Here is a 13,535-nt window from a genome sequence, read left to right as displayed (position 1 = left end):
GCGCTGCCCAAGTGGCGATGCGTGGAGCTAGCGTCGCTAGCGGATAGCGCGTAGAGCCTGGGCCTGCCAGCATCTTTTCCATTAGCGGTTCTAAGTAAACATCCGGTACCGATAAGGGATGCCGTTCTGATCCAGGTACTGCTTGCTGAGGAATACGAAAGTCTTGTTCCCCGTCGTTCGAATGCCGGCAAGGTGTTTCAGCGTCGGATCCAGCAGCGTTTCCTTGGTTTGTTCCGATAGCATCCTGCGGCGCAGGCCTGGGAGGTCGAAATGCGATGTGCTGAACACGTGATCGATCAATGGAATGGTTTCGATCACCAGCATGTCGTGAAGTTTTTCCGGCGCGCCTCTTGGGGTCACGCGCGCATAGCACATGTATCTTGGCAGCAAGGCGGGAATACCGTTGCGGATACTACGGAGCGAAGAGTGCAATTTGTTGAGTTCGGTAATGGAAAAGTCGCCTCCGACAGAGTCCCGCAACGTGATCGAAATATCCATTTTTAGGATATGTTGGTCGCAGAACATCAGGCGGCTCGCCGCGGCGAACAACGACCCGTCTGACTCATAGCGGATCAGAAGATCCGACGAGGCAGACTGGTCGAGTGCCTTGGCGATCTCGGAGCCGGCCTGGGCTTCGTCCTCGATGCTGTAGATGGAAACGCCCAACATGCTCTGCAGTTCGCTTTTGACAAGCGAGCTAAAGGTGTCGATGGACATTAGGGATGAGGTGGCAAAATTTTCGTTCATCTTCAAATTTGGTGCGGCGTCATGCGCGAAGAGGTGAGACGATAATCGCAGTATCCGCGGATGTCCCCGTAGACGATCGAGCTGCACATGTTGTCTTTCGCCTAAACGGTCGACACCTCAGTCTCTTGAAATGGCCGGGTGTATGAAGCGATACGATGCCTGCGGCGGATGTTCGGTGACTTTTTGGTAATCACAGGAGCGACCGTGAACGAATCCGATGCCTACGTGTACGACGAGATCCGCAAATGGGTCTGGTCCGGCTTCTATTCCCAGGACGAGATCCAGGAGATGATCGAGGACATCCTCGAGGAGGACTGCGACGAGGCCATGCTGCGCGCCTCGGTCGCCAGCCAGTGGCAGGCCAAGCAGCAGGCGGAGCAGACCTGGCCGGCGCAGACCGATTGCGATCGGCTCGAGGCGCTGTTCGAGCGGCTGCACGAGGCCGGCATCTGCGCGCTGGCCAATGCCGGCTACACCATGTCCGACGGTCACGTCGAAGTGAACCAGGCGGTAGCCGACGTGCCGGACCGGCGCTACCACGGCTATTGCTTCTATCACGGCCAGGACATGGAGCGTGCCATCGATGGTGGCGGGCTGATGCTGGCGTTCGGCGATCTCGAAGGGCGCGAGGAGGCGGATCAGGCGGTCGGCCAGCAGGTCGCCGCGGCGTTGCGTGCGGCGGGCTTCACCGTGGACTGGGACGGCACGCCGCGCAAGCGTATCGATCTGCCCGGCTTCGTCTGGCAGCGCCGCGCCGACTGGGACTGACGCGCCGGCGCAGCGGCGGGCTGCGCGGCCCTGGTGCGCTGGCTACAATCGCACACCCAAGCCTGGCCGCGCTGCGGTGCGCGGCAGGCGCTCGACGGAGAGGCGTTTCATGGAGCGGATGTTTCATCGCAATGGCCGCCGGTCGCGGCGCGCAGCCGGCATGCGCCCGGCGCCGCGCGCGGCCCTGTTGCTGGCCACCGCGCTGCTGGCAGCCTGTGCCGGCGCGCATTCCTCTTCCCCCTCGATCACCCCTGCACACACGGAGCGGACCATGTCGGAGATGACGCCAGAGCAGCTGGCACAAGGCGTAGTACGGTTGATCCTGGCGATCGGCGGCAGGCAGGATCTGGTCGCCGCGCAGGTCGCGGCGCAGACCGGTCTGCAGGTCGAGGACGAAGGCGGGCATGCGTTCAGCGCGTCCGGCACGCTCGCCGGCGGTGGCGGCTACACGCTGGAATCGGTCGCCGATGCCGACGCTGCCCCGCCGTCGCGGCTGGACCTGCGCTTCACCCCCGCGCCGGGCGCGGCGCCGGCGCAATGCACGCAATCGTTGGCCGCGTATCGCCAGGCACTGGTCGCAGCCGGCTTCGTCCCGCGCTGGATCGCGCCGCCGCGTCAGGGCAGCGCCGGCCGCTGGCATTTCGAACGCGGCGCGGTCGCCGTGTACGCCTTTGTCGGTAAGGACGCCGGCGAACACGATGCGCAGGCGTGCGTGGAGATGCTGCAGATCCTGGTCGACGCGTAAGGAGAGCGGAGATGGCACACGACGACGAACGCCTGAAGGGCATGGTCGATACGTTCGCACAGGCGCATCCGAAGGAAGGCCAGGCGCTGCGGCAGATGCTGGACAACACGCCGGAGCTGCGCTCGCGGGTGGAGCAGGCGATCGGGCAACAGCAGCTGTCGGGCTTCGCGCCCAGTCCCGAGGCGGGCACCGGCGCGTACAGCCCGCGCACTGGGCAGATCGAGTTGCCGATGGACGTGCTGGCCACGGCCAGGATGAACGCACCGCGCGACGATTCGGCCAACACCGCCCGCATCGTGCTGGGCCACGAGATCGGCCATGCCATCAACAAGGCCGCCATCGACCGCAGCGATGCCGCATTCGCCGCCAAGGTCGACGGCATCGCCGCCTCGCCCTCGCCGCACGACTACACCGCCACGCTCAAGGCCTACGGGCAGGAACAGCGCACCCGCGAAGCCAAGGACGAGATCGCCGGGGTCAACACGCTGGCCGACTACGTCACCCGCAACAACCCCAAGGCCACGCTCAAGGACCTGTACAACGCCAGCAGCGAGATGGCGAGCTACATCGACAAGCAGGGCGTGGGCAGCAAGGCCACCTACACCGCCAAGGACGGGCTGAGCTTCGGCAAGGATCTGAAGATCGACGCCGACAATCCTCGCAACGTGGAGGCGATGGGCAAGCTGTTCTACGACGCGCGCGGCTACCCGCAGAACTATGGCGAGCGCGCGCTGGCGCAGATCGCCGATGCCGAGGACCGGGCGCACGCGCAACACCCTGAGCGCACGCCGCCGGTGGTGCATGCCGACCTGAAGGCGCTCGGCATCGACGCCGCGCAGGTGCCGCGCGATGTGCTGCCGGCGGGATTCCGCGACGGTTCCGCGCCGGCGCCGACACCCGAACCGCCTGCGCCGCGCGCCAGCGAGCCGGCCGCCGCGCCGGGTGCCGCAGACCGCGCCCTGCACGAGCGGGTCCGCAACGGCGTGGCCCAGGCCGAACAGGCGATCGGCAAGGGCTGGGACGACAACAGCGAGCGCATGACTGCCAGCCTGACCCTGTTGGCGAAGCAGAACGGCTTCAGCGAGCGCGACCAGCTGGCGGTCGGCTTCAACCGACCGACCGCGTCCTATCAGGGCGGCGAATTGGCGTTCGTGTACCGCAGCGGCGGCGATGTCTCGCCCGATCCCTACGCCAACCGCGCGCACATGCCGACCAGCGAGGCGATCGCGCGGCCGGCGCAGGAGACCTACCAGCAACTGCAGCAGCTGGGGGCGCAGCAGGGGCAGGCGCAGCGCCAGGCACAGGAGCAGGAACAGGCGCTGCAGGCATCGCAACAAGGCCCGACGCGGAGCGATCCGCCGCAGGTGCTGAGCCGCTGAGCGCAGCAGGGCGGCAGCGCGCGCGCGGTACTGCCGCCTCGGTGGGCCATGGTCGCGGCAGGCCGCGGCCAAGGCGCGCCGCTCGCGCCGCCTCCCATCGCGTCGGGAGCGCGGCGCCAGGGACACGCTGGGCTTACGGCTGCCAGACCAGGTTCTGGGTCTTCGGGTCGGCGGTGACCTTCTCGACCTTGCCGGTGCCGTCGAAGGACACCTGGAACTCGTTGAAGCTGTCGAGCCAGTAGCGCCACAGCGGCGCATCCAGGCTCGGGTTCTCGCTGGTGATCGGATAGCCCAGCGCCATCAGCACCTGTTCGCGGGTCATGCCCTTGGTCACGCGGTTGGCGGCGATCGCCTCGCGGATCTTCGGCGGGTAGGCCGCCAGCTTCGCCTTGGGATCCTGCGCGACCACGTAGCGCTGGGCGAAGGCCTCGTTGCCCAGGTCGCGGCTGTAGTCGTTGCCGATCGACTGCTTCTTGCCGTCGATCAACACATTGACCCGGTAGCGACCGTAACCGGCCACCTGCACCGGCGTGCCGGCCGCAATCACCTGCTTGCCGTCTTCGGCATAGTTGCTGTCGCTGATCCAGCTGCCGTCGCTGCGCATGTTGCAGCACAGAAAGCCGGAGAACTTGGCATCGGCCGCCGCGGCCAGGTGCGGCAGGGCTGCCGCCAGGGCGAGGGCGAGAACGAACGGGGAACGGAACGAACGCATGGCTGACTCCTTTCGGCGCGGCGATCCTGCCGCGGGTGGCACGAGGGTGGGAGGGCGCTGCCTCCGCCGCGGCGCCCGCGCGCATTGTGCCGGCTGGCCCGCGCCCCGGATAGCGGCGCGTTGCACGGTGACGGCGGACCGCTGGCCTGTGTATGCTCGAACCTCGTGGACACCCTGACGCCCGCCGAGATCTCCCTGCGCATCGACGCCCTGCGTCGCGAGCACCGCGCGCTCGACGAACAGCTGCAGCGCATCCCGGCCAATCTGGACGACGAGCTGGAAGCCAAGCGGCTGAAGAAGCGCAAGCTGCAACTGAAGGACTGCATCATGCGCCTGGAGCATCTGCTGATCCCCGACGAACCGGCGTGAGCGCAGCGACCTTCTTCAGCGTCGGCCATTCCACGCGCAGCCTGGAGACTTTCCTGCAGATCCTGCAGGGCGCCGGCGTCACCCGCCTGGCCGATGTGCGCGCGTTTCCGTCTTCGCGGCGGTTCCCGCAGTTCGACGGCAGCGCACTGGCGCCGGCACTGGCCGCTGCGGGCATCGCCTACCGGCATTTCCGTGCCCTGGGCGGGCGCCGCGGCAGGCAGCCGGGCGTCGATCCGCAGCGCAACGGCCACTGGCGCAGCGTCGGCTTCCACAACTATGCCGACTATGCGTTGGGCAGCGAATTCGCCGAGGCGCTGAACGAGTTGCACGCCTTCGGCGACGACGGCGCATGCGCGGTGATGTGCGCCGAGGCCTACTGGCGCCAGTGCCACCGCCAGATCATCTGCGACCATCTGCTGCACCATGGCCACCCGGTGGTGCACCTGATCGACGTCGCCCGCCAGGAACCGGCCACGCTGAACTCGGCCGCGCGCAGCGACGCGCAGGGGCAACTGGTCTATCCGCCGGATGCGGCGGATGCCGGACCGCGCACCGGGGACCTGTTCGACGCCTGAGCGGTGCTGCCGTCGCCGCAGGCCGCCAGCGCGGCGGGTGCGTCGCCACGCGCCAGCGTCGTCAGGCTCAATGCGTTGGGACCGACGGCACCGCGATCGCATTGCTCCGCGGCGTATCGTCGGTGCCGACGAGGGCGGCGGTGCTCTGCCCAGGCGTACCGTCCTCGGAGGTGGCGAGCAGGCGCAGGGGCTGGCCGCGGTAGCGGTACTCCAGCGCCTGTTGCAGCTGATCCAGCCGCACCACCCGCGCGCACAGCGCCTGCGCCTTGGTTTCGATTCCCTTGCTGCGCGCATCCAGCCGCGCCTCCAAGGCGGCGTCCATGCGGTCGGCGCGGTCGGCGACGGCGTCCCCACGGCCCGTCATGACTTGCCAGAGCACGTGACGGGTGATGCTGCCCACGAAGCTTTCCGCCTGCGTCTCGACGTAGTCTTCGAACCGGTCGTCGAAAACCTCCTGGTCCCAGCGCCCCTTGCCGAGCGTGCCGTCGACGTAGGCGTTGGCGTGCGTGCGCAGCCGTTCGATCTTGCGCGCGTTGCCGGCGCTGCCGGTCAGCATCTCCACGACCGAGCCGAGCACGTCGTAGCTGAGATCGACCACCTCGTGCGAGAGGTCGGCCACCTGCGGCATCAGCGCGCGGGTTTCGCGTTCCATCTCCAATAGCCGTTGCGCATCGGCGTCGCCGATCTGCTGCACCTGACGATCCACGCTCAGTTCGCCGGCATGGAAGAAGATCTCGCGCGGCCCATCGCCATGGCTGCGGGTCAGCCAGATGCCGCCCGTGTCGGCGAGCACGTTGAACGGCGTGCTCAGGCCGCACTGGCGCGAGGACACCTGCGGCCGATGGTCGTGCTTGTCAGCGTCGTCGTCCTGGTCGGCCCACGCGAGGCCGCTGGAGGCGGCAAGCAGCAACAGAGCGAAGAGAGGAGCTGTACGCATCGCCGGAACCCGCAGCAGGGAGTTTCAAGCATGCTCGGGCCCGTACCGGCCCACGGTCGCGTGTCGGAAGTCACTATGCCGCGGCGTCACCCGCCGCGCCGCAGGGGCGGCGGGGCGACCTGATGTCCGGCGCGTCGCCACGCGCCGCGCCGCAGTGATAACAGGGCGCCTTTATGCATGGCGCGTCGCCACGCGTCAGAATGCCACCGCGTCACGCCTGGAGCGCGGCAACTGCCGCCTCAATCCTGCGGAACCGGCGGCTCCTCGACCTTGGCCGCTTCCGGGCTGACCCGCTCGATCGTGTGGCGCAACTCGCGGCCAAGGATGAACTTGGCATCCTTCGCCCACGCATCCAGCCGTTCGTCGAACACCAGCTTGCTGTTCGCGTCCGGCCACACCAGCTTCAGTTCGCGCAGTTTCTGGATGAAGCCGCGGAACAGGGTCTTGTCGAAGAACTCCGGCGCAGCCGGCGCGTACAGCAGGCTCAGGCGTTGCGCGGCCTGCTGGCACAGGCTTTCCAGTTCGCCGGCACCGAGCTTGCCCGGGCCGTTCTTCACCAGCACCGAGATGGCGATGTAATAGCGCTCGAACGCCTGTTGCAGCGAGTGGCCGATGGCGCGCAGGCGGAACACCTCGTCGGTCTGCCCGGTGTTGCGCGCCAGCACGCTGCCGTCGTCCTCGTTGAGCTGCAGCAGCAGGCCTTCGCGCACGAATACCTCGATGGTGCGTTCGATGCGCTCGGCGAACTGGTCCTCGCTCCACGGCAGGAACAGTTCCGCCTGCAGGAACGGGTACACGGTGCGGCCCAGCCGCAGCAGGCCGGTGCGGCTCATGCGGCGGTTGTTCTGGAAGCAGCAGGCCACCCACGAGGACGCGGTGAACAGGTGCAGCACGTTGTTGCGGAAGTAGCTCAGCAGCACCGCGTTGTCGCCGTTGACGCTGAGCACGTCGCCGAGCGGATGCGGCGTGCGGGTCAGCACGTTGATCTCCTCGGCGTGGGCGATGATGCGCTCGGGCGAGTGCGGGGTCACCGTGACCCGGTCCGAGTACGGCAGTTCCGCCAGCAGCTTCTTGCACAGTTCGATCTGCGCGATCAGGTCGGCCTCGCCCATGGCGTGCTTGGGCGTGGACAGCAACGCCAGCGCCAGCAGGTTGACCGGATTGACGTCGGCGGCGGCGTTGATGTGCACCTGGATCTGCTGCGCCAGCGCATCGACGGTGCCGTTCAACCAGGCCGGCTTCTCGTCCTCGCCCAGCGGCTGGCCGTCCCATTCCGGCGCGCGCTGCGCCAGCACCTGGCTCAGCGGGATCGGCTCGCCGAAGTTCACCACCACCTGGCCGTAGTTCTGCTTGAGCACCTTGGGGATGCCCCATAGCAGCGCCCAGATCGATTCCTTCTCCTTGGGCCGGCCGCTGAGTTCGTCGAGGTAGCTGTTGCCTTCCATCAGCTTCTCGTAGCCGACGTAGATCGGCTGGAACAGCACCGGCTTGCGCGGCTGGCGCAGGAACGCGCGCAGGGTCATCGCGATCATGCCGCCCTTGGGCTGCAGCAGGCGGCCGGTGCGCGAGCGTCCGCCTTCGACGAAGTACTCGATCGAGTAGCCGCCGGCCACCAGTTGCGCCACGTACTCGCTGAGCACCGCCGAGTACAGCGCGTTGCCCTTGATCGAGCGGCGGATGAAGAACGCGCCGCCCTTGCGCAGCAGGGTGCCGACCACCGGCAGGTTGAGGTTGATGCCGGCCACGATGTGTGGCGGCACGATGCCGCGTTCGTACAGCAGGTAGGACAGCAGCAGGTAGTCCATGTGGCTGCGGTGGCTGGGCACGTAGATCACTTCGTGCCCGGGCGCGGCGTCCTTGAGCTTGTCCAGGTGGTGGACCAGCACGCCGGCGTAGATGCGGTTCCACACGTGGGTCAGCAGGAAGCTGGCCGAACGCACCACCGGGCTGGAATAGTCGGCGGCGATCTCCCAGGCATAGGCATGCGCCTTGCGCCAGGCGTCCACCGGCTTGCTGTTGTCGCGCTTGGCCTGCGCGGCGATCGCCTCGCGGACCGGCTCGGCCGCCAGCACCTGGTCCACCAGCAGGCGCCGGGTCGACAGGTCGGGGCCGATCACCGCCTCGCGGATGCGCCGGAAATGGGTGCGCAGCACGCGCTGCAGCTTGCGCACGGTACGCTCGGGCGGCAGCCCTTCCTCCACCGTCTGCCGCATCGACACCGGCGGGGCGAAACGGACGATGGTGCTGCGGCCGTTGAGCAGCACGCCGAGCAGGCGCCGGAAGCTGCCCACCAGCGCCCAGTTTTCCGAGAACAGCACGGCGAACCAGCCGCTCTGCTTGTCCGGGGCACGGCCGACGAAGATCGACACCGGCACCAGGTGGATGTCCAGCTCCGGACGCTCGCGGTGCGCCTGCAGCAGCTTGGCCAGCGAATCGGAGTGGGTCTTGGCGCCGCGCTGTTCCGGCAGCAGCGCGTGGTTGCTGCTGCGCCGGGACAGCGCCAGGTAGGCGCGCTTGCGCCCCAGCGGGTCGCCGGGCAGCGGCACCAGCGGCGAGGGCAGGCCGGATTCGCGGCAGGCCTTGTCCAGGATCAGCGCGTTGGACAGGCCGTAGTCCTCCAGCACGTACACCACCGGGCGGCCGTCGTTGTACTGGCCGGGCTCGGCCGGTTCGATCTTCAGGCCCAGCCAGGGATCGGCCAGGCGGCCGAGCAGGCGCGCCCATAGCGGCCCCTTGCCCTGGCGCGCGGCGGTCACGGCCACGGGCAGGGTGGAGGGCACGACGGTCGAAGAGGGCGCGGTGCCGGAGTCGGCGGGGGACGCATCGGCGGGCGCACGGGCCGCGTCGGCCGCGCGTGCGGCCGCGGCGTCGTCGGGGAAGGGGAGGGGATTTTGTTCTGGCATCGGGGCCATTATCGCTTAGCCGGCGGGGCGGGGTCGGCGGCGGGTGCCGCGGCCGCGGCGGCGGTGCCGGCGCTGGCCGCCAGCAGCGCATCCACCTCGCTGAGGGTGTCGCGCAGGTACCAGTGTCCGTCGCGGCGCACCAGCACCGCGGTGGTGTCGATCTGTTCGCCGTCCAGCGGGTACTGGATGCGCACCACCGCCTGGTCGCCCTGCTGATTCACCAGGCCGGTGCGCAGCGCGCCGGCGCTGGCGTCCAGGTCCAGGCCGTAGTCGGCCAGCACCGCCTTGAGGTCGGCCAGGAACGGGCCCAGCCGGCGCAGGCTCTCGTCCATGCCCAGGGTGCGCAGGTCGGCATCGCTGCGCACGCCGGTGCGGCGCGCGCCCGCGCACAGCCGCGCGAGCGCCGCCTGCGCGCGCTTGCGCTCGGACAGCGGCGCGCGTGCGGCCCAGGCGCTCAGCGCCTGCACCAGTTGCACGTAATGGCCGCGCTGCTCGGGCGTGTAGTGGCCCTGATTGCGCAGGAACTGCACGCCGAACAGGCCCAGCGAGTGCGCCGCCTGCTTCAGGCTCGCCGCCTGGCCGCCGAACTGCGCGTCGAAGGCGCGCTGCAGTTGGCGCTCGGCGTCCGGCGCGGCAAGGGTGTCCAGGACCTCGGGCAGGCGTTCGGCCAGCGGCAGTTCGGTCAGCGGCCAGCGGCTGCGGTCCTCGCTCCAGGCCTGCTGCAGGCGCTGGTACTGGGCCGGCGGCACCGCGGCCTGGGCGTAGCCGAGCAGGTCGTTGCGCTGCAGCGCGCGCGCCAGCGTGCGCACCGCGGCGGCCGGCTCGGCGCTGGCGCCGGGCAGTTCGGCGGGCGTGCGCTTGCATCCGCCCGCGGACAGGGCGAGCATCGCCAACAGCAGGACGCACAGCGCGCGCGAGGAGATGACCCGGGTCGGGCAGGACGGCATACGGTGCGGGCTCGTTCCCCAAAACGTCCCGCATCTTGCTGGGCGCGGGCGATTCCGGCAAGCCGGGCGGGGGTGTGGCGCGGGGAGCACCGGCAGGCATCCAGGGGGCTGGGCTTGTCGCGGCAGGACATTTCATGACCCGGCTTGGGACCGTCGGGACAGGCATGTCGGCGTATGACCAGACGTGCCAGGGGATTGCACATGTTGCAATGCATCATGTAACCGCTTGCAGTTGCTGCTAACGTCCGCCCACCTCGATTGAGGCGGTGCTGGCCGGGGGACCCAGTGCGATATTCGTCAGAGATCATCCGAGTGCTCGGTCACGGTGGCGCGCGCCGCTGCGCCTGGGTGTTGTCTGCAGTCCTGTGCGGACTTGCGATGACGGCCCCGGTGCAGGCGCAGGACGGCCGCCTGCCGCCGCGTGCGCAATGGCAGGCGTCCAGTTCCTCCAATCAGGTCAAGGCGCAGGCGATCGGCTATCTGATCGACGGCGACGCCAGCACCCGCACTGCCGGCGCCTTCAGTCCCGGCCACTGGTTCCAGATCGATCTGGGCCGCGCCGCGCAGGTCGGCGGCGTGCGCCTGCAGTGGGACACCTCCAATCCGGAAGGCTTCCTGCTGCAGACCTCGCGCGATGGCCAGCGCTGGGACACGGTCTACACGATGGCCGATTCGCTGGGCGGCACCGAGACGGTGTTCTTCGCGCCGCACCTGGCCCGCTACCTGCGCCTGGCCGCGCCCGCGCGCAGCGCCGACTGGGGCGTGTCGATCTACGAGATGCAGCCACTGGGCGCCGACGCTGCGCAATTGCGTGGCGTGTCCGCGGCCGACGCTGCGGCGCTGTGGCAGGGCGGTGCCGCGGTGGCGATGCCGGGCAAGGGCGCGCAGGCGCGGCAACTGGACATCGCCTTCCCGCGCGCATTCGACAGCGCCGGCCTGATCGTCGAGTTCGCCGGCGCGCATGGCGCGGCGCAGTTGCAGGCGCAGGACGCCGCAGGCCGCTGGCGGACGCTGGCCGACGATCCGCAGGCCGGCGACAGCGACAGCGCCTACCTGGCCGGCACGGCGCCGCTGCCGGTGCGGGCGCTGCGCCTGCGCGTCGACGCCGCGCCCGGTGGGGTCGCGCCGACCCTGGCGCGCCTGCGCCTGCTGGGGCCGAAGGCGGTGATGACGCCGATGAAGCGCTACCAGGTCGCCGCGCAGCGCGGCGCCACGCGCGCGCTGTTCCCGGCCTCGCTGCACATGCAGCAGACCTACTGGACCGCGGTCGGCATCCATGCCGGCCGGCAGAAGTCGATCTTCGACGAATACGGCAACCTGGAGGCGTGGAAGGGCGCGCCGCTGGTGCAGCCGCTGTGGCGCGACGTGTCCGGCACCGCTGCCGGGGCCGACGGCCATGCCCTGACCCACGCGCTGCGCGATGGCTGGAAGCCGATGCCGTCGGTGCGCTGGTCGCCGCAGCCGGGGCTGGAACTGCGCAGCGAGACCTTCGCGATCGAACGCGGCGGCCAGCCGGTGACGCTGCTGCGCCATCGCCTGCGCAACATCGGCACCACGCCGGTCAGCGGCACCCTCTCTCTGCTGGTGCGGCCGATGCAGATGAATCCGCCGTGGCAGAACGGCGGCCTGTCGCCGATCCACGATGTCGCCGTCGACGGCGGCACCGTGCAGGTCGACGGCCGCGCGCTGCTGACCTCGCTGAGCACGCCCAGCGGCGGTGGTGCCGAGGCGTTCGGCGCGAACGGCGCCACCGAGATCACCCGCCATGTCGCCGCCGGCACGCTGCCGGCGCAGCAGCAGGCGCACGACGCCGACGGCCTGGCCGCGGCGATGCTGAACTACACGGTGCGCCTGGCGCCGGGTGCGCAACAGGACGTGGTGCTGGCGTTCCCGCTGGGCACTGCCAGCGCCGACGCCCAGGGCCGCCTGCCGCCGGCGCCGCCGCTGGACCGCGACGCCCTGCTCGCCGCCGGCCGTGGCGACGCGGGCCGCAGCTTCGACGCGCTGGCCGAGCAGGTCTCCGCGGACTGGCAGCAGCGCCTGGGCAACGTCGGCCTGCGCCTGCCCGACGCCAGCCTGGTGGACATGCTGCGCGCGCAGGCCGCGTACATGCTGATCAACCAGACCGGCCCGGCGATGCAGCCGGGGCCGCGCAACTACAACCGCTCCTTCATCCGCGACGGCATGGCCACCTCGGCGATCCTGCTGCGCATGGGCCAGGCGCAGGTCGCACGCGACTACCTGCAGTGGTACAGCGACCACGCGGTGCACCCGAACGGGCTGGTCTCGCCGATCCTCAACGACGACGGCAGCGTCAACGACGGTTTCGGCTCGGACCTGGAGTACGACAGCCAGGGCGAGTACATCGCCCTGGTCGCCGACGTGGCGCGGCTGGATGGCGGCCCGGAGCGCGTGCGCGCCTACCTGCCGAAGGTGAAGCTGGCGATGCAGTTCCTGCAGGAGCTGCGCGAGCGCACCCTGGTGCCGGGCTACATGGCCGAGCAGCCCGCGCCGGAACGCTTCCGCGGCATCCTCTCGCCGTCGATCAGCCACGAAGGCTATTCCAGCCCCACCCACAGCTACTGGGACGACTACTGGGCGCTGAAGGGCTGGCACGACGGTGCCTGGCTGGCCGAATCGCTGGGCGATACCGCCACCGCGGCCTGGGCGCGCGAACAGTACGCGGCGCTGCGCAGCTCGCTGGCCGCCTCGATCCGCGCCACCATGGCGTGGAAGGGCGCCGACTACATTCCGGCCGCGGCCGACCTGGGCGACGGCGATCCGACCAGCGTCTCCATCGCCCTGGATCCCACCGGCCAGCAGGACCTGCTGCCGGAGGCGGCGCTGCGCACCACCTTCGCCCGCTACCTGGAAGACGTGCGCCAGCGCAAGCAACCCAATGCGCTATGGGCCTACACCCCGTACGAGATGCGCAACGTGCTGACCTACGTGCATCTGGACCAGCCGCAGGTGGCCGACGAACTGCTGCAGGACCTGCTGCGCGACCGCCGCCCGTTCGAGTGGCAGGTGCTGGCCGAGGTGGTGCAGTCGCGACTGCGCTTCCCGCGCTACCTGGGCGACATGCCGCATACCTGGATCGGCGCCGAGTACGCGCGCACGCTGTTCGGCATGCTCATGCACGAGGGCGACGATGCGCTGGTGCTGCTGCCCGGCGTGCCGCCGGCCTGGCTCGCCGACGATGGCCTGGCCGTGCAGCGCCTGCCCACCGCCTACGGCACGCTCGGCCTGCGCGCGCGCCAGCGCGACGGGCGGTTGCGGGTCGAACTCGACAGCGGCCTGCGTGCCGGTACCGCCGTGCGCGTGGTCTGGCCGACACGCACGCGGCCGACCCAGGTGCGCGTGGACGGCCGCCGGATCGACCAATACGACGCCGGCGGCGTGACCCTGTCCAAGCCGTTCCGGACCCTGGAGGCACGCTGGTGAGCCCGCCCC

General features: G+C 69.6%; 11 protein-coding genes. 6 read left to right on the top strand and 5 right to left on the bottom strand.

Annotation, left to right across the window (positions count from 1 at the left end; translation table 11 throughout):
• Positions 1 to 90 precede the first annotated feature (90 nt).
• Entirely contained in the window at positions 91 to 717 is a 627-nt protein-coding gene (locus AC1G9L_RS21130) for a hypothetical protein (RefSeq protein WP_019799315.1), read from the bottom strand.
• Positions 718 to 951: 234 nt separating this feature from the next.
• Here AC1G9L_RS21130 and AC1G9L_RS21125 point away from each other — a divergent pair, with 234 nt between their 5' ends.
• From AC1G9L_RS21125 to AC1G9L_RS21115, 3 genes are all read left to right on the top strand, one after another.
• Positions 952 to 1,515: a DUF6891 domain-containing protein gene (locus AC1G9L_RS21125; RefSeq protein WP_019799316.1), complete on the top strand. Its 564-nt coding sequence runs from the start codon at positions 952 to 954 to the stop codon at positions 1,513 to 1,515.
• A 271-nt stretch (positions 1,516 to 1,786) separates the two neighbouring features.
• Complete coding sequence (locus tag AC1G9L_RS21120; RefSeq protein WP_481069891.1) at positions 1,787 to 2,260, top strand: hypothetical protein; 474 nt, start codon at positions 1,787 to 1,789, stop codon at positions 2,258 to 2,260.
• A gap of 11 nt (positions 2,261 to 2,271) precedes the next feature.
• On the top strand, positions 2,272 to 3,639 hold the full coding sequence (locus AC1G9L_RS21115) for an XVIPCD domain-containing protein (RefSeq protein ID WP_481069890.1): 1,368 nt from the start codon (positions 2,272 to 2,274) through the stop codon (positions 3,637 to 3,639).
• Between the two features lie 133 nt (positions 3,640 to 3,772).
• Here the strand turns inward: AC1G9L_RS21115 and bamE are convergent, their stop codons facing one another.
• A complete protein-coding gene (bamE, locus tag AC1G9L_RS21110) occupies positions 3,773 to 4,351 on the bottom strand; it encodes an outer membrane protein assembly factor BamE domain-containing protein (RefSeq protein WP_019801246.1) in 579 nt (192 codons plus the stop codon).
• Between the two features lie 165 nt (positions 4,352 to 4,516).
• Here bamE and AC1G9L_RS21105 point away from each other — a divergent pair, with 165 nt between their 5' ends.
• Positions 4,517 to 4,720: a YdcH family protein gene (locus AC1G9L_RS21105; RefSeq protein WP_010342388.1), complete on the top strand. Its 204-nt coding sequence runs from the start codon at positions 4,517 to 4,519 to the stop codon at positions 4,718 to 4,720.
• Positions 4,717 to 5,295, top strand: coding sequence for a DUF488 family protein (locus tag AC1G9L_RS21100; RefSeq protein WP_019801247.1), 579 nt, complete (start codon positions 4,717 to 4,719; stop codon positions 5,293 to 5,295). The genes AC1G9L_RS21105 and AC1G9L_RS21100 overlap by 4 nt, the downstream gene beginning before the upstream one ends.
• A gap of 67 nt (positions 5,296 to 5,362) precedes the next feature.
• Here the strand turns inward: AC1G9L_RS21100 and AC1G9L_RS21095 are convergent, their stop codons facing one another.
• The 3 genes from AC1G9L_RS21095 to AC1G9L_RS21085 form a co-directional block, all read right to left on the bottom strand.
• Positions 5,363 to 6,205: a DUF2884 family protein gene (locus AC1G9L_RS21095; RefSeq protein ID WP_019801248.1), complete on the bottom strand. Its 843-nt coding sequence runs from the start codon at positions 6,203 to 6,205 to the stop codon at positions 5,363 to 5,365.
• A 266-nt stretch (positions 6,206 to 6,471) separates the two neighbouring features.
• Positions 6,472 to 9,144, bottom strand: a complete 2,673-nt coding sequence (plsB, locus tag AC1G9L_RS21090) for a glycerol-3-phosphate 1-O-acyltransferase PlsB (protein WP_481069889.1) — start codon at positions 9,142 to 9,144, stop codon at positions 6,472 to 6,474.
• Positions 9,144 to 10,082, bottom strand: a complete 939-nt coding sequence (locus AC1G9L_RS21085) for a hypothetical protein (protein WP_481069888.1) — start codon at positions 10,080 to 10,082, stop codon at positions 9,144 to 9,146. Before AC1G9L_RS21085 ends, plsB begins: the two co-directional genes overlap by 1 nt.
• A gap of 378 nt (positions 10,083 to 10,460) precedes the next feature.
• Between AC1G9L_RS21085 and AC1G9L_RS21080 the strand changes: the two genes are divergently transcribed.
• Complete coding sequence (locus AC1G9L_RS21080) at positions 10,461 to 13,526, top strand: galactose-binding domain-containing protein (protein WP_481069887.1); 3,066 nt, start codon at positions 10,461 to 10,463, stop codon at positions 13,524 to 13,526.
• Positions 13,527 to 13,535 lie beyond the last annotated feature (9 nt).

This window comes from Xanthomonas sp. NCPPB 1132, assembly GCF_056629235.1.
Note: the sequence above shows the minus strand (reverse complement) of the source record. Positions and strands in the feature narration are given on the sequence as shown.